The sequence below is a fragment of the Pseudomonas sp. SBT1-2 genome (assembly GCF_028640875.1).
GTDB classification, from domain to species: domain Bacteria; phylum Pseudomonadota; class Gammaproteobacteria; order Pseudomonadales; family Pseudomonadaceae; genus Aquipseudomonas; species Aquipseudomonas chlororaphis_I.
On record NZ_JAQZAA010000022.1, the window covers coordinates 20,568 to 45,909 of the forward strand.

The window sequence follows — 25,342 nt, forward strand, 5'->3', positions numbered from 1 at the left end:
CCACCTAGAAAGTTTTCAGCAGGGCGATCAAGGCCCGTTTGTCTGCATCACTCAGGGGCGCTTCCTCCTTGAGGAAACTGGTGCCGAAGTAATGCCCCTTGTCCACCACGAAGTCCGGGCACTTGCTCACCTGCAGCAGTGGCTTGACCAGGCCGGCGAAGACCTTGCGGGCCTCCTCGTCGCTGGCACCAGGCGGCAGTTGCTTGAGGTCGTGCTTGATCTTCAGCAGCAGCTCCAGCACCTGGTCGCGTTTCTCCAGGTCGATGTTGGACAGCAGGCTCACCGGCGTGCCTTGCGGGATCGGCCCGAGCTGGATGCCGTCCTCGCCGAACAGCCACGGCAGCAAGCGGCTGAGCAGGCCTTCGAGGTTTTGCAGGAAGGTCGGCAGATAGCCACTGCTGACTCGCAGGTAGCTGGTTTCACTGGTGACGTCGACAGTGCCCATGTGGGTCTTGCCGGAGCGGGTCATGACCTGGAAGTCGCCGGTGCGGTTTTCCGGCCACAGCAGCATCTCGATCGCGCTGTCGAAGGACGCCATGCGGTCCTCCACCCCACCCTTCCAGTGGAATTGACCCAGGCGGTTGTTCAGCAGCAGCGGCGCGGTGGACCACACACTGACCAGCGAAGCTGGCCGCGTATAACCACGCCCACCCGCCGGCATCGCGTATTCCCAGGGTTCGCCGGTGTACGGGTTCTGCACCAGCACCGAGCCTACCGCCGGCAACTGCTTGTACGACTCCGACGAGAAGTTGTCCCAGATATTGCCGCCCAGGGCGTTGGTCGCCAGCGGGCTGCAGGCGTTGGTTTCGGTCAGGGTGACCGGCACCCGCAGCTCGGTGGAGAGGAAGTTGTCGGTGAGGAACTTCTCATCCTTGACGATGGCGCGCATCGCGGTCTTGAACTCCGGCGTCTTGCTCCAGGTCCAGTAGTTGTTCCAGCACTTGAGGTAACCGTCGTTCACGCAGCCATGGTCGGGAAAGAAGGTCCAGGCCTTTTCCGGCAATTTGCTGGAGTGGCAACGGGCGCAGGTATCGGCGAACACTTCCTTGCCGCGCTCGAGCACTGCCGCCGGCTCGCTCAGGTGCGCCGCGCCGCCGGGGGCGTTCTTCAAGTAGTCCGGGGTCGCCGAGGCCAGGAAGAACAGCGCCAGGTCCGGGGTCTGCGCCTCGTTAGCGTTCCAGTAGGAGGAGTTCTTGCGTGCCACGTCGATGCGGAACGGGGTGATCGGCTTGCCACCGATCAACGGCCGGAAGTGAGTGGTCCACTCCTCGCTGTACAGGCCGATGTTGATGAACACCCGGTTCAAGGCGCCGAGCGCGCCCACCGAGTCGGCGCCGTCCTTGAGCACCCGCGGGGTGAATACGGTGTCAGGTTTTTTGTAGAACTGCGCCAGCGGGCTGTCCGGTGGCACGCCGGGTACCTCGTTGAACTGGCGGTTGTTCAGCCCGCCACCGGCGAGTTTTTCCTTGCCCAGGTTCGAGGCCAGCTCGATGCGCGCCTTGAGGTTGTAGACCGCGTTCATGGTCCGCGGGTTGTTGATGTAGTCGGTGGAGACGAACGAGGTGTCCAGCGCCCCCGGTTTCGAGGTGTGGAACAGCTGGTACGGGAAGCTGCTCGGGTCCTGGTTCCACATGAAGATCCGGTCGACCCAGAAGTACTGCGCGCCGGGGTTGGAGTTGAGGTTGGACCAGGCCGGATGTTCAGGGTCGGCCGGCGGGTTGGTCGGGTTCGGCCCGACATGGCAGAAGCCACAGGACATGCCGACCCGGTAAGGTTTCACCAGCTTGCTGTCGTTGTAATAGGCGGGGTCTTCGTAATAGCGCTTGGCGTCCCACTTCTTCTGCGCGTGCTCGTCGAAGTCCGGGTTGGGGAACAGCCGCAGGCCGACGATCCCGGTGCCGTAGCCGTAATAGGAACCCACCGGCAGGTTCTTGCCACGGGCGCCGATCTTCACGCCGGGGTACTTGGTTTCGTTCTCGAAGGGGTCGGCGGCGCAGGACGGGTCGCGCTTGTCCAGCCACAGGCCGTAGCGGTCGTCGCGCGGCCCCTCGCCCTTGACGTAGCAGGGTTCGTTGACCACCCCCAGCACTTGCCAGCGTTTATCGCGGTTGTATTTCAGGCTCGGGTGGTTGGAGATGGTCTTGAGCAGGTCGAGGTTGCCGACGCTGTCGCGCGAGAGCTTGTCCCACAGCGCATCGTTGCCGGCGGTCCAGACCACCCAGTTGTTGCGCCCGCGGGCGAAGGCCTGGAGCGCCTGCTGTTCGGTAATGCCGGGGATGAAGGGCGACAGTCGCTCGACCAGCAGTTGCGGTTGCTTGGACACGCCGTAGTCCATGTCGGCGAAGTAGTCCTCGTCGGCGCCTCTGAGGCTGCCGGCATCGCGGCCGACGCACTTGGCTTCGTCGAGTCGCTCGCCGGGTTTGTCGCCGCAGGGGTTTTTCGTCTCGCTGCTACAACCCTGTAACAGCACCAAAGGAAGGAAAATGCTCAACATCAGCTTCACGGGTGTCATGCGCTGCTCCTTGCACGTGCTGCAGACCGGTCCCTCTGTCCTTGGGGGACACCTGTGTCGCGACCGGTTCTTTTTCTGATGGCCGAACAACCGACTGCCTGCGCACCGGGCCGGTTAACCTCGGTACGCCAGTCGCCTTACAACGCCCTACAGCCGCCATACTAGGCCATGGCGAGCGGGTCAATTCTTCCATTTGGCGATGAAAAACCAGGGGTAATTTCGATTGGCTATCGGGCTCCACTCTCACCGCTCCGGCTGTCACAAACGCTGCTGGCAACCTGCTGTTTTCCTGCTTTAACTTACTCGTGAGGGATGGATCCCCCCTCCCTTTTGCGAGGGCTGCACATGGACAGGAAAAAGCCCGTTTCTTCGGCTCAGGATGCCCAGTTTCACGCCGAACATGCCCGTATCGACCAACGTCGGGATCTGCTGGGCCTGGCGCGCAAAAGCGCCGGCCACTGGGCCGTCGCCCTGTCCGGCGGCGGCATTCGCAGCGCCACCTTCTGCCTCGGGGTATTACAGGCCATGGCCCGGGCCAGGGCGCCGGATGCCGTGGGCGAAGAACCGGGCATCGGCAAGCGCCTGCTGGCGCAGTTCGACTACCTCTCCACTGTCAGCGGTGGCGGCTACCTGGGTTCGTTTTTCGGCAGCCTGTTCCTGCCCGGGCGCCTGCGTGGGCGAGAAAACGCCCAGGTGGCGGCCAGTCCCGAAGTGCAGGCCGCGGAAGATGCCTATGAAGTGCTCGACTTCGAGCCACCGGGACGCATCCACACCCATATCGACTACGCCAAGGCCCCGGTGGGCGAAGCGCCGCTGGCCTGGCTGCGGGAGAACGGCCGCTACCTGACCCCGGGCGGTTCGGGCGACCTGTTCTATGTCCTGGGCCTGTCGCTGCGCAACCTGCTGGCGCTGCATGTCGTGATCGGCATGCCGCTGTTGTGCACGCTGGCCCTGGCCACCCTGGCGCAGGTGTTCATTTCCAGCGGCCCGCTGTGTTCGCCGCTGGTCGCGCTGCTGCCCATGGACCTGGTCAACGTCCTGTGCGGTTCGCTCTGGTGGGTGCCGGTGGCGGCCACCCTGTTCTGGATAGTGCCGCTGATGCTGGCGTTCTGGATGGTGTATTTCCGCAAGAGCCAGGACGAGGCGGTGCACCTGTGGAACTGGGCGACCCTGCTGTGCAGCGCGATCGGTGCCCTGTTCATCGGCCTGGCCTGCGCGCCCTGGGGGCTGGACGCCGAACTGCGGGCGATCCTGATCGTCTGCGGGGTGGTCAACTGGTTCGGCGTGCTGGCCTGTATCCTCGTGGCCCTGCGCCTGCGTTTCAAGCGCGACAAGGACGACGCCCTGGCGCGCAACAACTGCGTGCGCACCTACCGGGTGCTGGTCACCCGCTACCTGGCCCAGGCCCTGATCTTCACCCTGCTGCTGGGCTTCTACGTCCTGGTGCCGTGGCTGGCCCAGTGGATCTACATCAGCGAGCAGCGCGCGCAACTGATGTCGTCGGCGGTTCTGCTGCCGTTGCTGATCGGCGCGATCCGCAGCCTCTCCAGTCTGCTCGACGACAAGGCCTTGCCCGGCTGGCTGAGCCGCCTGCCACTGAGTGTGATCGCCGGTGTCGCCGGCATCGCGATCTTCATGCTGGTGGCCTTGCTCTGGGGCCTGCTGGTGCAGTTCGTGCGCTACCAGGGGCTCGATAGCGACAGCCTGACGCGCCTCATGGGCCTGGTGGCGGTAGCCCTGGTCCTGAGCCTGGCGGAGGGACGCTTCATCGGTTTTCTCAACCAGTCCTCGTTGCAATCCTTCTATCGCAGCCGGTTGACCCGAGCGTACCTGGGCGCCTCCAACGGCCTGCGTTTTGCCGGCAGGACGCCCAAGATCCGCAAGCAGCGCCTGAGCGTCGCCGAAGCCCTGCCCGGCGACGACGTGCCGATCGAGCAGTACTACGGCGTCACCACCTGCGCGCCGGTGCACCTGATCAACGTCACCCTGAACCTCACCGTCGACCCGGCCGAGCAGCTGGTGCAGCGCGACCGCAAGGGCAAGCCGTTGTGCCTGGCCCCCAATGGCGCGAAGGCACCCGACAGCGTCAGCTATATCCTCGACGGCGAACCGCGCAAGCGCTCGACCCGCAGCAAATGGTTCAGCGAGATCTACCAGACCCTGGGCCTGGCCCATTGGGTGGCGACCTCCGGCGCGGCGATCTCCACCGGCCTGGGCCGGGCCACCTCGCTGGGTACCTCGCTGTCGTTCGGCCTGACTAACCTGCGCCTGGGCACCTGGTGGCCGGGCAATTTCCTCGAAGGCGACGAACAAGCCGACACTCAACGCAGCTGGCGGGACAAAGGCTGGGCCCGGGTGTTCCCGACCCAGACCTACCTGTTCTATGAACTGAGCGCGCACTTTCATGGGGTGCGCCGCGACTACCAATACCTGTCCGACGGCGGCCATTTCGAAAACACCGCCACCTACGAGCTGATCCGCGAAGGGCGCAAGATCGAGCTGATCGTCATGTGCGACTGCGGCGCCGACCCGAGCTACCAGTTCGACGACCTGGCCAACCTGATCCGCCTGGCGCGGATCGATCAGGCCCTGGAGATCGAGGAGGACCTGGGCGTGCATGAGGTTTCGCTACTGGCGCCCTACTTCGGCCATACCGCCAACTTCACCCATCCTGGCCCCGACGACAGCCTGCGCTGCGCGATGCTGTTCAACGTGGTCAATCGCCAGGGCCAGCGCACCGCGCGGATCCTGCTGCTCAAGCCACGCCTGATCGCCGGAGTGCCGGTGGACGTGCTCAATTACGCCAACGCCCACCCGACCTTCCCCAACGAAAGCACTGCCAACCAGTTCTTCGACGAAGCGCAGTTCGAAAGCTACCGGCAACTGGGCCTGCAGATCGGCCAGACGCTGTTCGGCAGCGGCCAGCCGACGCCGGTTTCCCAGGCGTTGTGGAACTACCTGTAGAACGCCCGCCTCCAGGAGGCCCCCATGACTCTTCTGTATCCCATCGCCGGTTTGCGTGACGACGAGCGTTTCGATGACTGGCAAGAGGGAGCTGCTCGACCTGCAGACCCACGCGCAAGTACACCCCTTCCCTGACTCCGACGATGAAGACGGCGGGTCACCAGGGAACTTCCGTGTTGTTGTTCTAATTTAAGCGGCTGGTCTGAAAGGTTTACAGGTGCACATGAATGACCGACCGGCGCTGTCCATGACAAGCCTATTGTTCGTACACCATAGGCGGGACGAATCAGAAAAAAGCAGATGATAATAAGAAAGTTCTCAGTTGTATTTTTGCTTTTTGAGATTATGGTGTCCGACCACAAAATCCGGCATTGAAAATGGCTCTGCTGCACGCAGTTAAAGCGATAAAAGTTAAGTAACGACAAGCCGGTTCAGGCAACTAATGTGGCGCCCCATAATTAGCCAATCATCAACTGCAGCGCTCATGAAACAGTCATTGGCTCTCGAATTATCATTCACAGGCGCTTAGTTCGATGGCAGATATACCGTTGTTCCGCAGGGAGGCGCTCGACGCCCGGCAAACCAACGGGCTGGGCGATACAGTTCTGGTCCGCCCGATCTCTTTCACCGTTCTCACGTGTCTGGCTACGGCCCTGGCGGTGTCGGTGGCGGCCTTCTTTTTCTTCGCCAGCTATACCAAGCGCAGCACCATCAGCGGCCAGCTGGTCCCGGTCGGTGGCCTGGTCAAGGTGTACGTGCCCCAGGCTGGCATCGTGTTCGAGACATTCGTCCACGAAGGCCAGAGGGTCAAGCGTGGCGAGCCTCTGCTGACGATCTCCAGCGAACGCTACGGTTCTGACGCCGAACCTGTGCAGGCCGGCATCAGCCGCCAGCTCGAACATCGCCGCGGTTCGCTGCGCGGTGAACTGGAGAAAGTCCTGCGCTTACAACTCGATGAACGTGACAGCCTGAGCAACAAGGTCGCCAGCCTGCAGCGCGAGCTGGCGATACTCGCCCGGCAGGCGGACAGCCAGCAGCGGTTGGTGGCGCTGTCCAGCGACGCCACGCAGCGTTATCAGGGCCTGATGGATAAGGGCTACATTTCCGTCGACCAACTCCAGCAGCGCCAGGCCGAACTGTTGGGACAGCGCCAGGCCCTGCAGGGGCTGGAGCGCGAACGTGCGGCCCTGCAGCAGCAACTGACCGAGCGCCGCAACGAGTTGGCGGGCCTGGGCGCGCGCCAGGCCAACCAGCAGGCGGACATCCAGCGCCAGCTCTCTGCCCTCGAGCAAAACCTGGCGGAGAGCGAGGCCAAGCGCACGCTGCTGGTCACCGCTCCGGAAACCGGCATCGCCACTGCCGTACTCGCCGACATCGGGCAGACCGTGGACAGCTCGCGGCCATTGCTGAGCATCGTTCCCGCCGACGCACCCTTGCAGGCAGAGCTGTATGCCCCGAGCAAGTCCATCGGTTTCATCAAGCCGGGCGACTCGGTGTTGATCCGTTACCAGGCCTATCCCTATCAGAAGTTCGGTCAGTACCAGGGCCGGGTGCGTTCCATTTCACGCACCAGCGTGCCCTTCGCCGAGCTCGCCAGCATGGCCGGCGCTGTACCAGGGCTGGCCAAGGACGGCGAGCAGCTGTATCGCCTGCAGATCAGCCTGGATAAGCAGATGGTGACGGCTTACGGCCAACCGCGCCCCTTGCAAAGCGGCATGTTGCTCGACGCCGATGTCCTCCAGGACACCCGCCGCCTCTATGAGTGGGTGCTCGAACCGCTGTACAGCCTGACCGGCAAACTCTAGGAACAACCTTCAATGGCATTTCTCGACGCGCTCGCTCTGCGCATAGGCCGGCGCTTGCCGCTGGTATTGCAGACCGAAGCTACCGAATGTGGCCTGGCCTGCCTGGCGATGATCGCCGGCTACCACGGTTACCACACGGACCTGATGGACTTGCGGCGACGCTTCAGTGTGTCGCTCAAGGGCGCTTCCCTGAAGCAGGTGATCCAGACCGCACACCAACTGCAACTGGGGACTCGCCCGGTGAAACTGGCCCTGGACGATCTCGGCAAGCTGAAGCTGCCCTGCGTGCTGCACTGGAACTTCAACCACTTTGTGGTGCTGAAGGCGGTCGACGCCCGCGGCGTCACGCTCCACGACCCGGCCCGCGGGTTGTGTCGCTTGAGCCTGGAAGAAACCTCGCGCAGTTTCACCGGCGTCGCCATGGAGCTGTGGCCGGACCGCGGTTTCGAGGTACAGGCCGCCAAGCCGCGCATCCGTCTGCTGGACATGATGGGCCGGGTCACCGGGCTGTATCGCTCGTTGACCCAGGTGCTGTTGCTGTCCGGCGCGCTGGAGCTGTTTGCCCTGGTCGGCCCGTTCTTCCTGCAATGGACCCTGGACAACGTCATTGTCAGCGAGGACCGCGACCTGCTCAGTACCCTGGCGCTGGGTTTCGGCCTGTTGCTACTGATGCAGCAGGCCGTCAGCGGGGTGCGCGCCTGGGTGATGATGCACATGAGTACCCTGCTTAGCGTGCAGTGGCAGGCCAACGTGTTCAGCCACCTGTTGCGCTTGCCGATCCAGTACTTCGAAAAACGTCACCTGGGCGACGTGGTCTCGCGCTTCGGTTCGGTGGACAACATTCAGCAGACCCTTACCGCCGCCTTTCTCTCAGCGATCCTTGACGGCCTGATGACCATCGCCACCCTGGCCATGATGCTGCTCTACAGCCCGGTGCTGGCGGCGGTTTCCATTGCTGCCATGAGCCTTTACGCCTTTGGGCGTTGGGCCTGGTACCGCCCGCTGCGCAACGCCACGCAAGAGCAGATCGTGCATGCGGCCCGCCAAGAGAGCCACTTTCTGGAAACCGTCCGCGGGGTCCGCCCGCTCAAGCTGTTCCAGCGCCAGGAGGAGCGCCGCTCGGTCTGGCTCGGCCTGCTGGTGGAGCAGATCAACGCGGGGCTGCGCACCCAGAAGCTGCAACTGCTCTACCAGCAGATGAATGGCCTGCTGTTCGGCGTCGAGAACCTGCTGGTGATCTGGCTCGGCGCGACCCTGGTGATGGATGGCCAGTTCAGCGTCGGCGTGTTTATGGCCTTCAATGCCTACAAATTGCAGTTCGACAGCCGGGTGGCCAGCCTGATCGACAAGTTCTTCGAGCTGCGCATGTTGCAGCTACAGGGCGAACGGCTGGCTGACATCGTCCTCCAGGCTCCCGAAGAAACATTTGTCGGCGGCGTGCCGGAGGATCTGCGCGAGCGTCCGGCCAGCCTGCAGGTTCGCGGCCTGCGCTACCGCTACTCCGAGCAGGAACCCTGGGTGCTCGACGGGCTCGACCTGGACATTGCCGCCGGTGAGTCGGTGGCCATCGTCGGCCCCTCCGGCTGCGGCAAGAGCACCCTGTTCAACGTCCTGCTCGGCATTCTTCCGCCGAGCCAGGGCCAGGTCCGCGTGGCCGGCCTGGAACTCTCGCAGTTGGGGCTGGACGGCCTGCGCGAGCTGGTCGGGACGGTGATGCAGGACGATGTGCTGTTCGCCGGCTCGTTGTCGGAGAACATCAGCTTCTTCGATTCCAGGGTGGACATGCCCTGGCTGATCGAGTGCGCGCAAATGGCCGCGATCCACGACGACATACAGGCCATGCCGATGGGCTACAACACCCTGGTCGGCGATATGGGCACCGTGCTCTCCGGCGGGCAGAAGCAGCGGGTCATGCTGGCTCGGGCCTTGTACAAGAAACCGAAAATCCTGTTCCTCGACGAAGCCACCAGCCACCTCGACGTTCATTGCGAGCAACGCGTCAACGCCGCCATCCGTGGCCTGCGCATTACCCGGATCATGATCGCCCATCGCCCGGAAACCATCGGCTCGGCAGACCGGGTGGTGGTGCTCGGGCAGGGCAAGGTGGAAAGCGACGAAACCCGTGCGCACCCGGCCACACGGGAGCGAAGCTGATGCGCGCGGTTCGGTGTTTGCTGCTCGGCTTGCTGGGTGCAGCCTCCTGCGCCGCGGCCTACGAGCCCGATGTGTTCGCTACCGCCGATGAAGTCTCCAGCCGGGCCGTGTACGACCTTGGCGGCAGTGGCCTGCCTTGCCACACCGCTGCACCGCGCAGTGAACTGAGCCTGGAGGACGCCATTGAGCGCATCCTCTGTCACGATCCCCGGACGCGCCTCGCCTGGGCCAATGCCAAGGCCAGCGCGGCGCAGGTAGGGATCGGCCGGGCCGCCTTCCTGCCGCGCCTGCAAGGGCGCCTTGAGGGCAGCCATGGCTACAGCGACCTGGACAGTCGCGACATGCCCCAGCAGTCCGGCCATAGTCGCAGCCACGCTACTGGCCTCGAACTGAGCTGGGTGCTGTTCGACTTCGGTCGTCGCAGCGCCACCCTGCACAATGCCCAGCAACTGCTGCTGGCGGCCACCGCCAGCCAGGACGCGGTCCTCCAGAACACCTTCGCCCTCGCCGCCCAGGCTTATTACGACGCCCTCTGCGCTCAGCGCAGCCTTGTCGCCTCGAGCCAGGTGGCAGAGCTGGCGGCGCAGAACCTCAAGGCGGCCGATGCGAAATACCAGGCGGGCGCCGCTGCCCTTTCCGACCGCCTGCAGGCGCAGACCGCCTTGTCCCAGGCGAGGCTGAAACAGGTCAGGGATGAGGGTTCCCTACGCCAGGCTGTCGGCCTTATCGCCCTGCGCATGGGCCTGCCGCCGGACATCCCGCTGCATCTCTCCAGCGAACTGGATGCACAACCCGATACCGGTTTCGTCAAGGCCATCGACCAACTGCTGGCCGAGGCCCGCAGCAGCCACCCTGCCCTGCACGCCGCCCAGGCGCGACTGAAAGCGGCTGACGCGTCTCTGCAGGAAAGCCGCGCCGCCGGCCGCCCCAGCCTGACGTTGAGCGCTAACCTGGGGCGTCGCTACACCGAGCAGCCGTGGGTGTTCAACGGCGACATCCGCGAACGCGAACGCAGCATCGGCTTGCAGCTGAACATCCCTCTGTTCGAAGGCTTCGAGCGTACTTACCAGATCCGCAATGCCCTCGCCCGCCGGGAAGCCAGCGAAGCCGAATTGGCCGAAGTCGAGCAGCAGATTTCGCTGGAGGCCTGGAGCAACTATCAGTTGCTCGGCGTCGAGACCCGCAGCCTGGTGCGCACTCGCGAACTGGTCGAGCAGTCGCGTCAAACCCTGGAGGTTGTCCAGGGGCGGTACCGTTCCGGCGTCGGCAGCATGATCGAGATGCTCAATGCCCTGACTGCCTACTCCAGCGCTCAGGAGCAGCACATACAGGCCCTCGGCGCCTGGCAGGTCTTGCGCCTGCGCCTGGCCGCCAGCCTGGGTCGACTGGGCTTCTGGACGCTGCGATAAGGTGAAGCCGGGAGGGGTAATGGGAGGTCCGGCACTCAGTCAGTGCCGGCGAGTAAAAACGCCAGAAACAGTTTCTGGCGTTAGTGCAATGTTCATTGTTTTTATTATTTATAAAGCATCGGGCAACTGATAGTCGTTCAGTTGAACGGCCAGCCGGTCCAGCCATTCTTTATATTAATACCGATGCCGCCCTTGCCAGGAGCGCCAACGCCGATATTACCCGTGCCACCATTGTTCTTGATCAGGTCAGCCAGGTCGCTCAGGTTGGTGTCGGTAGTCACTTTTTTTCCGCCGATGGTCAAGCCGGCGCCCGATACGACGTCTATTTCCATATCGTTCAGATTGCGCATGTTTCATTCCTTTCCAAAGATTCATCTATCAGCTTTCCCGACAATCCGGTACTCGATTTTCCCGGATAGCTGGAAAGAGCCATTTCATCTTTCATGCAAAAAGATGCGGAATAATTAAAACAAACAACAATATCGGATACTTCTGAAAGTGCTATTGACGAGTCGGTTCAGCCTGTCGCTGGCGCACCCACTCCACCGTTCTGCAGTACGCGTCCCAAAGAGCCCGCTGTGACGAGACACCCGGCAACATCAGGTTGGAGATTTTCCACAAGCGAACACTCAGCCATGGGCGAACCGCCGGACACTCGAAGGCGGGCGCGCGGTGCCGGTTGCTGGCAGCGCCGGCTCCGCCGCTTCCACCCCCAACAGGCTCAGCAGGCGCGCGCGGATCTCCTGGAAACCGTCCTGGCCGGTGTCCCGCGCGCGTGGCAGGTCGATGCTCAGTTGCTCGGCGATCTTGCCGTTGGCCAGCACGATGACCCGATCGGCCAGGAGGATGGCTTCGTCGACATCGTGGGTCACCAGCAGCACCGCCGGCGTGTGTTTGCGCCAGAGATCAATGATCAGCCGGTGCATGCGGATCCGGGTCAGCGCATCCAGCGCGGCGAAGGGTTCGTCGAGCAATAGCAGCTTGGGCTCGCGCACCAGGCCTCGGGCCAGGGCCACGCGCTGGGCTTCGCCGCCGGAGAGCGTCGCCGGGTAGGCTTCCAGGCGGTGGGCCAGGCCGACTTCGGTCAGGGCCTGCACCGCGCGGGCGCGGGCATTGGGAATGCGCAGGCCGAGGATCACGTTCTTCCAGGCGCGCTTCCAGGGCATCAGGCGCGGCTCCTGGAACACCGCGGCGCGCGCCTTGGGCACCCGCAGCTGGCCGCTGTCGATGCTGTCGAGCCCGGCCAGGCTGCGCAGCAAGGTGGTCTTGCCCGAACCGCTGGCGCCCAGCAGCGCGACGAATTCCCCCGGGGCGATGTCCAGGTCCAGGCCGTCGATGACCCGTTGCTCGCCGAACTGGCGCACCACATTGCGCAGTTGTACCGGGTGGGCGGTCTTGGGCGCGTTTACACGATCGATGCTCGACATATCAATTCCTCACGAAAGTTGGGCGCCAGGCCAGGGCGAAACGTTCCAGGGTGCGGATCAGGCCGTCGATCAGCAGGCCGAGGACGCTGTAGATCAGCAGGCAGATGACGATCACGTCGGTGCGCATGAAGTCCCGCGCGTCACTGGCCAGGTAACCGATGCCGGCGGTGGTGTTGATCTGCTCGACGAACACCAGGGCCAGCCAGGAAATCCCCAGGGAATAACGCAGGCCGACGAAAAACGAGGGCAAGGCGCCCGGCAGGATCACGTGCCAGATCAGCTCGCGCCGGCTCAGGCCCAGGGTGTTGGCGGCCTCGATCAGCTTGGGGTCGATGTTGCGGATGCCGGCGAACAGGTTCAGGTACACCGGGAACGTGGTGCCGGTGACGATCAGGGCGATCTTGGTGAACTCGCCGATGCCGAACCAGAGAATGAACAGCGGCACCAGGGCCAGCGAAGGGATGGTGCGCAGCATCTGCATCGGCGAATCCAGCACCACCTCGCCGCGTTTCGACAGGCCGCTGATCAGTGCCGCCACCACGCCGATACTGACGCCGATGCTCAAGCCCACCAGCGCCCGTTGCAGCGATACCAGCAGGTGCTTGCCCAGTTCGCCGGAGGCGATCATGGCCCAGAGCGTACCGCCGATCTGCGACGGCGCGGCGATCACTCGCTGGGGAATCAGCCCCCAGCGCGACGCCAGCTCCCACAACAACAGCAGCACGATCGGGCTGATCAGCCGCAGCAGCGCCTCGGGGGTGCGCCAAGTGCGCAGCCACGGCGGGATCCACTGCGCCCCGCCCTGCCCCGCACCACCCCGGCGAACGGCCTTGTCGACGGAAAACGAGCTGCTGGCGCCCGGTGTCTCGAAAGTCTTGTCGCTCATCAGGCTTCCTTCCTCATCAAGCCCATGGCCGGAGGCGCCATGTTTCAGCTTCGAATTCATGCTATTCGCATAAAAAATCGCAGTGAAATTCTTTTTGGGAATAACCTAATATGATTAAAAATCAGATAGAAAATTAACCAGATAAATTATTTGCATAGTAAGACGGCTCGGCCAACGCCCTTTGCCGGGTGTGCGGATGCAGCGCTATAAAATGCACATTGCTGATACATGTCTATTTAAATAATCAGTTAATTTAATAATTAACTTAGAACAAAACGGCATTTCACACCCCGCCGCGCTGCGCCTACTTTCGACACCACGGACCGACCCCTTGCCCGGTGGAGGCTGAATCACGCCTATTGAAAAACTATTGGAAGAAAACAGGGAATCCACCATGAGTATCGAATTCATCGGTTTTATCGGCGGCCACCACGCCTCGGAAATTCACCCGCGCAGCGGCCCCGTGCTGCAACCCGACTACGTGGAAAAAGTCGCCCGCGCCCATGAAGACGCCGGCTTTGACCGCGCCCTGGTGGCGTTCCACTCCAACAGCCCGGACAGCACCCTGATCGCCGCGCATGCCGCCAGCGTGACGAAAAAGCTCAAGTTCCTGATCGCCCATCGCCCGGGTTTCGCCGCGCCGACCTTGGCCGCGCGCCAGTTCACCACCCTGGATGTGTTCAATGGCGGGCGCACCGCGGTGCACATCATCACCGGTGGCGACGACCGCGAACTGCGCGCCGACGGCAGCTATATCGACAAGGACCAGCGCTACACCCGCACCGACGAATACCTGGACGTGCTGCGCCAGGAATGGACCAGCGGCCAGCCCTTCGACTATCAAGGCCAGTATTACCAGGTCGAGGGTGCGTATTCGGCGGTGCAGTCACCGCAACAGCCGCACATCCCGCTGTATTTCGGCGGCTCCTCGGCGGCGGCCATCGCCGTGGCTGGCAAGCATGCGGACGTCTATGCGTTGTGGGGCGAAACCTACGAGCAGGTGCGCGAAGTGGTGAGCCAGGTGCGTGCCGAGGCCGCCAGGCATGGTCGCAGCATCAGGTTCAGCCTGTCGTTGCGGCCGATCCTGGCGGACACCGAGGAGCAGGCCTGGGCCCGTGCCGAACGCATCCTGCAGCAGGCTACGGCCCTCGCCGAGCAGAACGGTTTTGTCCGCCGCGAACCACCGAATGAAGGTTCGCGCCGCCTGCTGGCGGCAGCGGCCCAGGGCTCGCGCCTGGACAAGCGCCTATGGACCGGCATCGCCGGGCTGCTCGGCGCCCAGGGCAACTCGACGTCCCTGGTTGGCACCCCGGAGCAAGTGGCCGAAGCCCTGCTCGACTATTACGACCTGGGCATCACCACCTTCCTGATCCGCGGCTTCGACCCGCTCGAGGACGCCATCGACTATGGCCAGCGCCTGATCCCGCTGACCCGCAAGCGGGTGGCCGAGCGCGAGCGGCTGGCCGCGGAAAAAGTTGCCTGAGCTGGACCCCGACGCATAGAGCCCTGATCGCCCTGTAGCCGCTGCCGCAGGCTGCGATCGGGGCACAGCCCCGCCAACCTGACGACGCGCTATCACTGACCTGCGGCGGCGCCTGGCCTGGCGACCGCTGCGCGGTCGTTCGCAGCCTCGCTTCGCTCGGCAGCGGCTACAGAGCATTGCTCATTGCTGGATGGATACCTTGTAGCCGCTGGCGCAGCCTGCAATCGGGGCACAGCCCCGCCAACCTGCCGGCGCGCTATCACTGACCTGCGGCGGCGTCTGGCCTGGCGACCGCTGCGCGGTCGTTCGCAGCCTCGCTTCGGCTCGGCAGCGGCTACAGAGCATCGCTCATTGCTGGATGGATACCTTGTAGCCGCTGGCGCAGCCTGCGATCGGGGCATAGCCCCGCCAACCTGACGATGCGGTATCACTGAACTGCGGCGGCGTTTGGTTTGGCGACCGCTGCGCGGTCGTTCGCAGCCTCGCTTCGCTCGGCAGCGGCTACAGAGCATGACGCCTGCTGGATGGATGCCTTGTAGCCGCTGCCGAAGGCTGCGATCGGCTGCGCAGCAGACGCAAAACCGGAGACTGCGGTTTGTCAGGCAGACCGCATGTTGCGGATTCACGGCTGCCGGGTCGGAATGCCGCCCAAGCCAATCGCAGGCTACGCCGGCGGCCACAGTACGTAAGCGCGTTTCTGTGTCCGTACCATCACTCCTTATAAGCCGTATCGCTGCGCTCCAACTGGCGGATCAGCGCATTCCAGTGCCGGGCGACGCCCGGTCCGTCGCCACTCTTGAAGGCTTCGGCCTGCTTCTCGACCTTGGCCACCACCTCGGCCGGCGGGTAGATCAGCTCGGTATTGCCGCTGGCCTGGGCGGCGATCTGGATGTTGCAGGCGCGCTCCAGGTAATGCAGTTGCTGGAACGCATGCTCGACGCTGATGCCTGCGGTGAGCAGCCCGTGGTTGCGCAGGATCAGCACGCTCTTGTCCCCCAGGTCCGCCACCAGCCGTTCGCGCTCGTCGAGGTCGAGGGCGATGCCTTCATAGCCGTGGTAGGCCACGCGTCCGGAAAAGCCGATGGCGTGCTGGGAGATCGGCAACAGGCCGTCGCGCTGGGCGGACACCGCGATGCCGTCGCGAGTGTGGGTGTGCAGGACCGCCTGCAGGTCAGGACGGGCGCCATGGATTGCGCTGTGGATCACATAACCGGCGTAGTTGATCCCGAGGCCCGTGGGGTCGTCGACGATAGTGCCGTCAATGTCGACCTTGACCAGGTTGGAAGCGCTGATTTCGTCGAACAGCAAGCCGAAGGCGTTGATCAGGAAATGCTCGTCGGGCCCCGGCACCCGCGCGGAAAAGTGCGTGTAGATGTGATCGGTCCACTTGTACAAGGCCGCCAGCCGGTAGGCCGCGGCGAGCTTCACGCGCACCTCCCACTCTTCGGGGCTGACACGCTGGCGAACATTTTTCGAGACGCTGGATAACGGGCTGACGCTGCTCATGGCAAAACTTCCTGGATGGCCTTGAAGGAACTCCAGCAAGCCTAGGGGAAGGCAAAAGATAATAAAAAGCACATTTTAATCTAAGCTAATTATCATTATTTTTTATTTTAAACCGCCCTGCCCTTGCCCTCTTTCAACCACTCACGCGGCACTCTTGATCTTCTGCAGCGAGCCGGCGACCAGCTTGCCAAAGGCATCCACCGGCCCTTGCAGGTTGCCGAGAAAATGCGGGTAGATCAGCCACAGGTCCATCACCGGCTTGAAGTCCTTGAGCGGCATCGCCGCCAGTTGCTCGCGGTGGGCGCTGCGCTCCAGCAACGGCCGCGGCACCAGGCCGAGGCCCAGGCCATCGGCGACCAGGCCCAACTGCAACTCGGTGCCAAAGGTTTCCAGGTTGACCCGCAGGGCCAGGCCCTGGTCCGACAGGGTGCGTTGCAGCCCGGCGCGGAAGCCGCAGCCGTCCGGATTGAGAATCCAGCCGTTCTGGTAAATGTCCGCGAGCTTGCACGGGCGCTTGGGCAACTGCGCCTTGGCGCAGACCACCACCAATTCCATCTTGCCGATCGACTCGCCAATGATGTTGTCCGGGAAGATCTTGCCGGCCGGGAACAGCGCGGCCGCCGCGTCCAGCTCGCCGCGCTCGATCTTGCCCACCAGCTGGCTGCCCCAGCCCGTGGCCACCTGGGCGCGCAGTTCGGGGTATTCGACGCGCAGGTGCTTGAGGGCATCGAGCAGCACCACATCGCCGATGGTCTGCGGCACGCCCAGGCGCAACAGCCCGGTGGGCGGCGCGTCGGTGGCCACCAGTTCGCGCAGGGCATCCATTTCCCGCAGGATCAGCCGGCACTGTTCGTACACCCGGGTACCGATCAGCGTGGGCTTGAGCGGCTTGGTGTTGCGGTCGAACAGCTCCACGCCCAAGGCCTGCTCGAAGTTCTGCACCCGCCGGGTGATCGCCGGTTGCGTCAGTTGCAAGGTCTCGGCGGCATGGCTGATGGACTGGCAACGAATCACTTCGACAAAGGCGTCGATATCATCAATTTTCATTTGGCCCGCACATAGAGAACAGTCATTAAGATGTTCGAAAAGCATAGTTTGAATGCGCGTAGCTGGATAGCCTGGCGCATCTATCGATAACGTCTAACGCTATTCACATGGGTTCTAAATTCCTTTCAGCTATAACCTAATCATAAAAAAATAGCATATTAAGAAAAATCATTATGCTTAAATCCTGATAACGAACCCTGATATCGAACTTAGACCACGACCACGGAGTCGCCATGACCCAGGCCCGACACCCGGAGAGACTCAGAGCATTCATAGGCGCCCTGGCGGAGCTGATCGACAGCCACCCCCGCGAAGGCGACCTGCTGCACCGCGGCGGCAAGCTGCTGGCCCAGCTGGTCAGCCATGACGACTGGCTGCCCGAGGACTTCGCCCGCCCCGATCCGGAGCGCTACCAACAGTATTTGTTGCATGCCGATTCCCGGCAGCGCTTCAGCATCGTCAGTTTTGTCTGGGGCCCAGGGCAACGCACGCCAATCCACGACCACCGGGTCTGGGGGCTGATCGGCATGTTGCGCGGCTCGGAGTACTCACAAGGTTTCGCCCGCCACAGCGACGGCAGCCTGCGGGTCGAGGGCCAGCGGATCCAGCTGCTGCCCGGCCAGGTCGAGGCGGTGTCGCCGAAGATCGGTGACATCCATCAGGTCAGCAATGCCTTCGACGATCAGGTGTCGATCAGCATCCATGTCTACGGCGCCAATATCGGTGCCGTGCGCCGCGCGGTGTACCAAGCCGACGGCAGCGAGAAACTGTTCATCTCCGGTTATTCCAACGCCTTCCTGCCCAATATCTGGGACCTGTCCAAAGAGAGCCAAGCCCTATGAGCACAGCACCTACCCGCTCTTACCCACAGATCCGCCAGGCGCTGCTGAACCGTGAAGAGCTGGCCCTCGTCGATGTGCGCGAAGAGGCGCCCTTCGCCCAGGGGCATCCGCTGTTCGCCGCCAATATCCCGCTGTCGAAACTGGAGCTGGAGGTGTATGCGCGCATTCCCCGGCGCGATACCCAGGTCACCGTCTATGACCATGGCGAAGGCCTGGCGGAACGCGCGGTGCAGCGCCTGCAAGCGCTGGGCTACAGCAATGTGAGCCTGCTCGAAGGCGGCCTGGACGGCTGGCGCGACGCCGGCGGCGAGTTGTTCATCGACGTCAATGTGCCGAGCAAAGCCTTCGGCGAGCTGGTGGAAAGCCAACGGCATACGCCGTCCCTGGCGGCGGAAGAAGTCCAGGCCCTGCTCGACAGCCAGGCGGACCTGGTGGTGCTCGACGCCCGGCGTTTCGACGAATACCAGACCATGAGCATTCCCCGTGGCATCAGCGTGCCGGGGGCGGAGCTGGTGCTGCGCGCCCGCGAACTGGCACCGGACCCGGCGACCCGGATCATCGTCAACTGCGCCGGACGCACCCGCAGCATCATCGGCACCCAGTCGCTGATCAACGCCGGCATCGCCAACCCGGTGGCCGCCCTGCGCAACGGCACCATCGGCTGGACCCTGGCCGGGCAGGCGCTGGAGCACGGCCAGTCGCGGCGCTTCGCACCTACCAGCGAAGCCCATCGCGCTGTCGCCGCCGATGACGCCCGGCGGGTGGCCGACAAGGCACGAGTGGGCCGCGCCAGCCTCGACGACCTGCAACGCTGGCAGCAGGAAACGCAGCGCAGCACCTACCTGTTCGACGTGCGCACCCCGGAAGAATTCGAGGCCGGCCACCTGCCCGCGGCCCGCTCCACCCCCGGCGGGCAACTGGTGCAGGAAACCGATCACGTCGCCAGTGTGCGCGGCGCGCGCCTGGTGCTGGTGGACGACGATGGCGTGCGCGCCAATATGTCCGCGTCCTGGCTGGCCCAGCTGGGCTGGCAGGTGTATGTGCTGGACGACCTGCAGCCCGCGCATTTCAGCGAACAAGGCCCGTGGCAGGCACCGGTGCCCGCAGCGCCGCAGGCCGAGGAAATCAGCCCCGAGACCCTGGCCCAGTGGCTGGTCGAAGGCGATAGCCTGCTGCTGGATTTCACCAGCAGCGCCAACTACGTCAAACGGCATATCCCGGGCGCCTGGTGGGCCTTGCGCGCGCAGTTGCCGCAAGTCCTGGCCAAGCTGCCGCCGGCCGAGCGTTATGTGCTGACCTGCGGCAGCAGCCAGCTGGCGCGGCTGGCGGTCGCCGAGGTCGAGGCCCTGACCGGCAAGCCGGTGTTCCTGCTGCACCAGGGCACCGCCAGCTGGATTGACGCGCAGCTGCCGCTGGAAACGGGCGAAACCCGCCTGGCCTCGCCGCGCATCGACCGTTATCGCCGGCCCTACGAGGGCACCGATAACCCCCGCGAAGCCATGCAATCCTACCTGGACTGGGAGTTCGGATTGGTGGAGCAGCTGGCCCGCGACGGCACCCACGGTTTTTATGTGATCTGAACCGCGTGATCTGAAACAGCCCGGCTTATGTGCCTTCACCGGCCCATGAGCCACCTGACGCAATACCCGGACCGACCCCTTTCTCCAGGCGGAGGTGACCCTAACCACCGACACCCGCCTGGAGCCTGTCGTCATGCGCGTTACCCTGCCCTTCCTCACCCCGCTGTTGCTGGCTGTTACTTTTGCTCTTGCCGCCACGGCGCAGGCCGCCAACCTGCAACCGCTGCGGGTGGCCAATCAGAAGTCGACGATCAAGGTCCTGCTGGAAGTCTCCGGCGAGCTGAAGGACGTGCCCTATGAAATCCAGTTCTCCGAATTCCCCGCCGCCGCGCCCCTGGGCGAGGCGCTGAATGCCGGCGCCGTGGATATCGGCGGCCTGGGCGATGCGCCCTATGTGTTCGCCCTCGGTGCCGGCGCGCCGCTCAAGGTGGTCAGCATCGTCCACGCCGAGGGGCGCTACACCACGGCCATTCTGGCGCCCAGGGACTCGCCGCTGAACGACGCCCGCGACCTCAAGGGCAAGCGCATCGTCACCACCCGCGGCTCCATCGGCCACTTCCTGGCGATCAAGGCCCTGCGCAGCGTCGGCCTGAGCACCCGGGACGTGCAGTTCATCTACCTGCTGCCCAGTGAGTCGCGCATCCTCCTGGACAACGGCAGCGCCGACGCCTGGTCGACCTGGGACCCTTACACCACCATCGCCACCACCCAGAGCCAGGCCAAGGTGCTGGTCAGCGGCGACAACCTGCTGAGCAACCACCTGTACCTGGCCGCCACCCGCCAGGCGATCACCGACAAACGCCAGCAGCTCGAAGACTTCGTCGCCCGGGTCGATCGCGCCTACCGCTGGACCAACGCTCATCCCCAGGAGTTCGCCGCCGCCCAGGCCCAGGTCACCGGCCTGCCGCTGGCCGTGCACCTGGCGGTGGCCCAGGCCACGCACATGCAGCCGGTGGCGATCGACGACCAGGTCATCGGCGGCCTGCAAACCACCGCGGACATCTACCGCGAGGAAGGCATCCTCAGCCGGCCCATCGACGTCTCCCAGGGCTTCGACAAGAGCTTCAACGCCCCGCGCGTGCAACTCAACCAGGCATCCCGCTAACCAGACTACGGATTCAGGAGCATCACCATGAGCAAGCAACGTCAATTGAAACTCGGCGCGATGGTCCATGGCGTCGGTCACGGCTGGGGCGAATGGCGCCACCCGCGGGCCCTGGCCAACGCCAGCGTGAACTTCGACTTCTATAAACAGCAGGCGCAGCTGGCCGAGGCGGCGAAGTTCGACTTCGTGTTCATCGCCGACAGCCTGCACATCCATGAAAAGTCCAGCCCGCACTACCTCAACCGCTTCGAGCCGCTGACCGTCCTCTCGGCCCTGGCCGCCAGCACCCGGCATATCGGTCTGGTGGCCACCGTCACCGTCAGCTACACCGAGCCGTTCCAGGTCGCCCGCCAGCTCGCCTCGCTGGACCATATCAGCGGCGGTCGCGCCGGCTGGAACGTGGTCACTTCCTGGCTCAGCGGCACCGCCGACAACTTCGGCAAGGCCGAGCATCCGCCCCATGCTGTGCGCTACCGCATCGCCAAGGAGCATGTGGCGGTGGTCCAGGGGCTGTGGGATTCCTGGGAAGACGACGCCTTTGCCTACGACAAGCAGAGCGGCGAATTCTTCACCCCCGGTAAGCTGCATGCCCTGGAGCACAAGGGCGAATTCTTCTCGGTGAAAGGCCCGCTGAACATCGCCCGTTCCCGGCAAGGCCAGCCGGTGATTTTCCAGGCCGGCACCTCCGAGGACGGGCGCAATTTCGCCGCCGAGAATGCCGATGCGATTTTCGTCAGCCCCGAAGACTTCAACGAAGCGCGCGCCTACTACCAGGACCTGAAACGCCGCGCCAGCGACTTTGGCCGCGATCCACAGTTGCTGTCGATCCTGCCCGGCATCCGCCCGATCGTGGGCCGCGATGCGGCGGAGGTCGAAGAGCGCTACCAGCAGGCGGTGGCGTTGGTGAGCATCGAAGATGCGATCGTCGCCCTTGGCCGGCCGTTCAACGACCATGACTTCAGCCAGTACCCGCTGGACGCGCCCTTCCCCGAGCTTGGCGATCTGGGCGCCAACAGCCAGAAAGGCGGCTCGGAGCGGATCAAGCAGCTGGCCCGCGACGAGGGCCTGAGCTTGCGCGAAGTGGCCCTGCGCTTCTCCCGGCCACGGCGCGATTTTGTCGGCACCCCCGAGCAGGTCGCCGACGCCATTCAAACCTGGTTCGAGGAAGGCGCGGCCGACGGCTTCATCATCAACTCGCTGCTGCCGGACGGCTTGCAGTACTTCACCGAGCGGGTGGTGCCGGTGCTGCAACAGCGCGGCCTGTTTCGCGATGAGTACAGCGGCCAGACCCTGCGCGACAACCTCGGCCTGCCGGTGCCGGCCAACCGCTACGCCAAGCCATCCCAGGCCAACGCGGCCCAGAGCGAGGCCGTGGCATGAGCGAATACCTCAACCGTCGCGGCTTCCTCGCCGCCAGCTCGCTGGCCGTTGGCGCCCTGGGCTTGTCCTCGCTGGGGCTGTCGTCTCTGGGTTTTGCGCCCCGCGCGTTCGCCCAGAACAACAGCCTGGCCGACCTGACCCTGGGGGTCGCCACCTACCGTGGGCAGGACTCCTATTTCGTCGAGGACGCCGGCACCGCCAATACCCCCTATAAGGTCGAATACTCGGAGTTCGCCGGCGGCAACCTGATCGTCGAAGCGCTGGCCTCGGGCAGCCTGGACGTCGGCGGGATGAGCGAGATCCCGCCGATCTTCTCGATCCAGAGCCATCGCCAGCCCCGCCTGATCGCGGTGCTGCAAGGCGACGTGAATAATCAGGTGTTCCTGATTCCCAAGGACTCGAAGGTCGAGTCGGTCGCGCAGTTGCGCGGCAAGCGCGTCGGCTACGTGCGCTCCACCACCTCGCACTATTTCCTGATCAAGGCCTTGAAGGAACAGGGCCTGACCCTGAACGACATCACTGCGGTGGCGCTCACGCCCCAGGACGGCTTCAGCGCCTTCCAGAGCGGCCAGCTGGATGCCTGGGTGATCTATGGCGTGTTTATCCAGCTGGCGAAATTCCGCAGCGGCGCCCGGGTGCTGAAGACCGCCCTGGGCTACCTCTCCGGCAACTACCTGATCGCCGCACGGCCCGCGGCCCTGGAAGAGCCGCTGCGCAAGCAGGCGATCCAGGACTATATCCAGCGCCAGGCGCGCACCCTGGAGTGGATCAATGACAACCCCGAGCCCTGGGCGAGCAAGTCGGCGCAGTTGCTGGGCGTCGACAAGGCGGTGTTTCTCGACATGTACAACAACCGCAGCCAGCCGTCGCGGATCATCGCCGTCAACGACCAGGCCATCGCCTCGCAGCAGGCGGTCGCCGACCTGTTCTTCGATGCCGGCGTGCTCAGCGAACGGCTCGACGTCAGCCCCTTGTGGGACCGAAGTTTTGCCTTGCTGCCGCTATGAACCGGCTCCCAGCCTCCTTGATCGAGTGAAGTCACCATGAGTCTTTCTTCTCCCCTGCCGCCCGTGCTGCACCCGGTCGAGGTCGCCGACTTCGACGCCTTGCTGCAACGCATCGGCCAGCAACTGGGCGCCACGGCCCACCTGTATGACGAGAGCGGCGCCTTTCCCCGGGACAACTTCGCCCTGCTGCACCAGCATGGCCTGCTGGCCCTGACGGTGCCCAAGCACCTGGGCGGTGGCGGCGCCAGCCTGGCCCAGGCGCGCAAGGTCATCAGCGCGGTGGCCAAGGGCGAACCCTCCACCGCGCTGATCCTGGTGATGCAGTACCTGCAGCACTCGCGCCTGCAAGACAGCCAGAGCTGGCCCGAAGCCCTGCGCCTGCGGGTGGCCGGCGACGCGGTGCGCGACGGCGCGCTGATCAACGCCCTGCGGGTCGAGCCCGACCTCGGCACCCCGGCCCGCGGCGGCCTGCCGGCGACTATCGCCCGACGCACCGCCGCCGGCTGGCGCCTCAGCGGGCGCAAGATCTACTCCACCGGCAGCCATGGCCTGAGCTGGTTCAGCGTCTGGGCCCGCAGCACCGACGAAGACCCGCTGGTCGGCGCCTGGCTGGTGCACAAGGACACCCCCGGGATCAGCATCGTAGAGGACTGGGACCACCTGGGCATGCGCGCCACCTGCAGCCACGAAGTGCTGTTCGACAACGTGCTGGTGCCGCTGGACCACGCCGTCAGCGTCAGCCCCTGGAGTGCGCCGCAGCCGGAACTGGATGGCGAGGGCTTCCTGTGGATGGCGGTGCTCTTGTCGGCGGTCTACGACGGCATCGCCCAGGCCGCGCGGGACTGGCTGGTGGGCTGGCTGGAGACGCGCAAGCCGTCCAACCTCGGCGCCGCCCTGGCGACCCTGCCGCGCTTCCAGGAAACCGTCGGCCATATCGACACCCTGCTGTTCGCCAACCGCAGCCTGCTGGATGCCGCCGCCGAGGGCCATACGCCGGCGAGCAACGCCGCGCAACTGAAGTACCTGGTGACCGGCAACGCGATTCGCGCGGTCGAGCTGGCCATCGAGGCTTCCGGCAACCCCGGCCTGTCGCGCCACAGCCCGCTGCAACGGCATTACCGCGATGTGCTGTGCGGTCGTGTCCACACCCCGCAAAACGATGCCGTGCTGCAAGGCGTCGGCAAGGCGGTATTCGCCCAGCGTCAGAACAAGGACAAGTCATGACCCCACTCGTTATCGCCAGCCAACTGGATGCCGACTTCAACGCGGTGATCCGCCAGCGCCTTGAGCAGACCCACCCCGAAGCCAGGGTGCTCGACGTGCCCGCCGGGGTGCCCAGCGACCTGCCGGCCGAGGTCAGCATCCTGCTCGCGCGGCCGATCAATGTCCGCGGCTACCTGGCGCCGGACACCCCGCCTCCGGGCTGGCCCTATGCGCTGCGCTGGATCCAGGTGGTGTCGTCGGGCATCGACTTCTACCCCCGGTGGCTGTTCAACGGCCCGCCGGTCAGCACCTTGCGTGGCAACGCGGCGGACAACATCGCCGAGTTCGCCCTGGCCGCGATCTTCGCCGCGGCCAAGCACCTGCCCGAAATCTGGGTGCATGACGCGCAGTGGCATTTCACCGCGTTGACCCCGCTCAAGGGCAGCACCCTGGGGATTCTCGGCTTTGGCGCGATCGGCCGCAGCCTGGCGAGCAAGGCCCGGGCCCTGGGCCTGAATGTGCTCGCCCTGCGCCAGAGCCAGGCGCCGCTCGAGGTCGAGGGCGTAGAGGCGGCGCGGGATATCCATGAGCTGTTCGCCCGCAGCGACCATCTGGTGCTGGCGGCACCCTTGACCGAGGCGACCCGGCATATCGTCAACCGCCAGGTGCTGGCCAGCGCCAAGCCCGGCCTGCACCTGATCAATATCGCCCGCGGCGGCCTGCTGGAGGATGCGGCGCTGCTCGAGGCGCTGGACAGCGGGCGCATCGGCCTGGCCTCGCTGGATGTCACCGACCCCGAACCCCTGCCCGACGGCCACCCGCTGTATCGCCACCCGCGGGTGCGGCTGTCACCCCATACCTCGGCGATCTCCACCAACAGCGGGCATGACATCGCCGATGGCTTCCTGGCCAATCTCGAGCGTTTTCTTGCCGGGCAACCGTTGGAGAACCCGGCGAATCTTGAGCGCGGCTATTAAGTAGCGCCAGGCACGCCACCGCTATCGCGGGCAAGCCTCGCTCCTACGGGTCACA

At 64.5% G+C, this 25,342-nt stretch carries 18 protein-coding genes; 12 read left to right on the forward strand and 6 right to left on the reverse strand.

The annotated features are described in order from the left end of the window. Positions 1-4 precede the first annotated feature (4 nt). Positions 5-2,512, reverse strand: a complete 2,508-nt coding sequence (locus tag PVZ78_RS02570; protein WP_016705250.1) for a hypothetical protein — start codon at positions 2,510-2,512, stop codon at positions 5-7. A 345-nt stretch (positions 2,513-2,857) separates the two neighbouring features. Between PVZ78_RS02570 and PVZ78_RS02575 the strand changes: the two genes are divergently transcribed. The 4 genes from PVZ78_RS02575 (at position 2,858) to PVZ78_RS02590 (ending at position 10,844) form a co-directional block, all read left to right on the forward strand. Further along, positions 2,858-5,476: a hypothetical protein gene (locus tag PVZ78_RS02575; protein ID WP_273828179.1), complete on the forward strand. Its 2,619-nt coding sequence runs from the start codon at positions 2,858-2,860 to the stop codon at positions 5,474-5,476. A 548-nt stretch (positions 5,477-6,024) separates the two neighbouring features. After that, the gene (locus PVZ78_RS02580; protein WP_273828186.1) at positions 6,025-7,281 is read left to right on the forward strand and encodes an HlyD family secretion protein; all 1,257 of its coding nucleotides are present in this window, start codon (positions 6,025-6,027) and stop codon (positions 7,279-7,281) included. A 12-nt stretch (positions 7,282-7,293) separates the two neighbouring features. Then, a complete protein-coding gene (locus PVZ78_RS02585; protein ID WP_273828180.1) occupies positions 7,294-9,435 on the forward strand; it encodes a peptidase domain-containing ABC transporter in 2,142 nt (713 codons plus the stop codon). After that, positions 9,435-10,844 (forward strand): TolC family protein, encoded by a 1,410-nt coding sequence (locus PVZ78_RS02590; RefSeq protein ID WP_124301606.1) that lies wholly within the window; start codon positions 9,435-9,437, stop codon positions 10,842-10,844. The genes PVZ78_RS02585 and PVZ78_RS02590 overlap by 1 nt, the downstream gene beginning before the upstream one ends. Before the next feature lie 137 nt (positions 10,845-10,981). On the opposite strand, the gene PVZ78_RS02595 is transcribed toward PVZ78_RS02590, so the two are convergent. The 3 genes from PVZ78_RS02595 to PVZ78_RS02605 form a co-directional block, all read right to left on the reverse strand. Then, on the reverse strand, positions 10,982-11,194 hold the full coding sequence (locus PVZ78_RS02595; protein WP_124313573.1) for a hypothetical protein: 213 nt from the start codon (positions 11,192-11,194) through the stop codon (positions 10,982-10,984). A 279-nt stretch (positions 11,195-11,473) separates the two neighbouring features. Beyond that, on the reverse strand, positions 11,474-12,271 hold the full coding sequence (locus PVZ78_RS02600) for an ABC transporter ATP-binding protein (RefSeq protein ID WP_124301607.1): 798 nt from the start codon (positions 12,269-12,271) through the stop codon (positions 11,474-11,476). A gap of 1 nt (position 12,272) precedes the next feature. Next, a complete protein-coding gene (locus tag PVZ78_RS02605; protein ID WP_041983748.1) occupies positions 12,273-13,157 on the reverse strand; it encodes an ABC transporter permease in 885 nt (294 codons plus the stop codon). Between the two features lie 394 nt (positions 13,158-13,551). Between PVZ78_RS02605 and PVZ78_RS02610 the strand changes: the two genes are divergently transcribed. Continuing rightward, positions 13,552-14,640 (forward strand): LLM class flavin-dependent oxidoreductase, encoded by a 1,089-nt coding sequence (locus PVZ78_RS02610; protein WP_273828181.1) that lies wholly within the window; start codon positions 13,552-13,554, stop codon positions 14,638-14,640. A 711-nt stretch (positions 14,641-15,351) separates the two neighbouring features. On the opposite strand, the gene PVZ78_RS02615 is transcribed toward PVZ78_RS02610, so the two are convergent. After that, complete coding sequence (locus tag PVZ78_RS02615) at positions 15,352-16,146, reverse strand: class II aldolase/adducin family protein (protein ID WP_053269079.1); 795 nt, start codon at positions 16,144-16,146, stop codon at positions 15,352-15,354. A gap of 141 nt (positions 16,147-16,287) precedes the next feature. Further along, on the reverse strand, positions 16,288-17,193 hold the full coding sequence (locus tag PVZ78_RS02620) for a LysR family transcriptional regulator (protein ID WP_103331957.1): 906 nt from the start codon (positions 17,191-17,193) through the stop codon (positions 16,288-16,290). Positions 17,194-17,426: 233 nt separating this feature from the next. Here PVZ78_RS02620 and PVZ78_RS02625 point away from each other — a divergent pair, with 233 nt between their 5' ends. The 7 genes from PVZ78_RS02625 to PVZ78_RS02655 all read left to right on the forward strand — a co-directional run bounded on the left by PVZ78_RS02625 (position 17,427) and on the right by PVZ78_RS02655 (position 25,287). Beyond that, positions 17,427-18,035, forward strand: coding sequence for a cysteine dioxygenase (locus PVZ78_RS02625; protein WP_124313577.1), 609 nt, complete (start codon positions 17,427-17,429; stop codon positions 18,033-18,035). After that, positions 18,032-19,615, forward strand: a complete 1,584-nt coding sequence (locus PVZ78_RS02630) for a rhodanese-related sulfurtransferase (RefSeq protein ID WP_273828182.1) — start codon at positions 18,032-18,034, stop codon at positions 19,613-19,615. Before PVZ78_RS02625 ends, PVZ78_RS02630 begins: the two co-directional genes overlap by 4 nt. A gap of 133 nt (positions 19,616-19,748) precedes the next feature. Beyond that, on the forward strand, positions 19,749-20,720 hold the full coding sequence (locus PVZ78_RS02635) for an ABC transporter substrate-binding protein (RefSeq protein ID WP_009049088.1): 972 nt from the start codon (positions 19,749-19,751) through the stop codon (positions 20,718-20,720). 27 nt (positions 20,721-20,747) lie between these two features. Continuing rightward, positions 20,748-22,100, forward strand: a complete 1,353-nt coding sequence (locus PVZ78_RS02640; RefSeq protein ID WP_273828183.1) for an LLM class flavin-dependent oxidoreductase — start codon at positions 20,748-20,750, stop codon at positions 22,098-22,100. Further along, positions 22,097-23,107, forward strand: coding sequence for an ABC transporter substrate-binding protein (locus PVZ78_RS02645; RefSeq protein WP_053269084.1), 1,011 nt, complete (start codon positions 22,097-22,099; stop codon positions 23,105-23,107). Before PVZ78_RS02640 ends, PVZ78_RS02645 begins: the two co-directional genes overlap by 4 nt. Positions 23,108-23,143: 36 nt before the next feature. Further along, positions 23,144-24,331, forward strand: a complete 1,188-nt coding sequence (locus PVZ78_RS02650; RefSeq protein ID WP_273828184.1) for an acyl-CoA dehydrogenase family protein — start codon at positions 23,144-23,146, stop codon at positions 24,329-24,331. Further along, entirely contained in the window at positions 24,328-25,287 is a 960-nt protein-coding gene (locus PVZ78_RS02655; protein WP_273828185.1) for a D-isomer specific 2-hydroxyacid dehydrogenase family protein, read from the forward strand. Before PVZ78_RS02650 ends, PVZ78_RS02655 begins: the two co-directional genes overlap by 4 nt. The last annotated feature ends 55 nt before the right edge of the window (positions 25,288-25,342 follow it).

Excerpts from the sequence above, each read along its gene's own strand:
- PVZ78_RS02605 (WP_041983748.1), bottom strand. The coding sequence starts at position 13,157 with ATGAGCGACAAGACTTTCGAGACACCGGGCGCCAGCAGCTCGTTTTCC.
- PVZ78_RS02590 (WP_124301606.1), top strand. The coding sequence starts at position 9,435 with ATGCGCGCGGTTCGGTGTTTGCTGCTCGGCTTGCTGGGTGCAGCCTCC.
- PVZ78_RS02640 (WP_273828183.1), top strand. The coding sequence starts at position 20,748 with ATGAGCAAGCAACGTCAATTGAAACTCGGCGCGATGGTCCATGGCGTC.
- PVZ78_RS02595 (WP_124313573.1), bottom strand. The coding sequence starts at position 11,194 with ATGCGCAATCTGAACGATATGGAAATAGACGTCGTATCGGGCGCCGGC.
- PVZ78_RS02570 (WP_016705250.1), bottom strand. The coding sequence starts at position 2,512 with ATGACACCCGTGAAGCTGATGTTGAGCATTTTCCTTCCTTTGGTGCTG.
- PVZ78_RS02610 (WP_273828181.1), top strand. The coding sequence starts at position 13,552 with ATGAGTATCGAATTCATCGGTTTTATCGGCGGCCACCACGCCTCGGAA.
- PVZ78_RS02615 (WP_053269079.1), bottom strand. The coding sequence starts at position 16,146 with ATGAGCAGCGTCAGCCCGTTATCCAGCGTCTCGAAAAATGTTCGCCAG.
- PVZ78_RS02625 (WP_124313577.1), top strand. The coding sequence starts at position 17,427 with ATGACCCAGGCCCGACACCCGGAGAGACTCAGAGCATTCATAGGCGCC.
- PVZ78_RS02575 (WP_273828179.1), top strand. The coding sequence starts at position 2,858 with ATGGACAGGAAAAAGCCCGTTTCTTCGGCTCAGGATGCCCAGTTTCAC.
- PVZ78_RS02600 (WP_124301607.1), bottom strand. The coding sequence starts at position 12,271 with ATGTCGAGCATCGATCGTGTAAACGCGCCCAAGACCGCCCACCCGGTA.
- PVZ78_RS02585 (WP_273828180.1), top strand. The coding sequence starts at position 7,294 with ATGGCATTTCTCGACGCGCTCGCTCTGCGCATAGGCCGGCGCTTGCCG.
- PVZ78_RS02650 (WP_273828184.1), top strand. The coding sequence starts at position 23,144 with ATGAGTCTTTCTTCTCCCCTGCCGCCCGTGCTGCACCCGGTCGAGGTC.
- PVZ78_RS02645 (WP_053269084.1), top strand. The coding sequence starts at position 22,097 with ATGAGCGAATACCTCAACCGTCGCGGCTTCCTCGCCGCCAGCTCGCTG.
- PVZ78_RS02630 (WP_273828182.1), top strand. The coding sequence starts at position 18,032 with ATGAGCACAGCACCTACCCGCTCTTACCCACAGATCCGCCAGGCGCTG.
- PVZ78_RS02655 (WP_273828185.1), top strand. The coding sequence starts at position 24,328 with ATGACCCCACTCGTTATCGCCAGCCAACTGGATGCCGACTTCAACGCG.
- PVZ78_RS02620 (WP_103331957.1), bottom strand. The coding sequence starts at position 17,193 with ATGAAAATTGATGATATCGACGCCTTTGTCGAAGTGATTCGTTGCCAG.
- PVZ78_RS02635 (WP_009049088.1), top strand. The coding sequence starts at position 19,749 with ATGCGCGTTACCCTGCCCTTCCTCACCCCGCTGTTGCTGGCTGTTACT.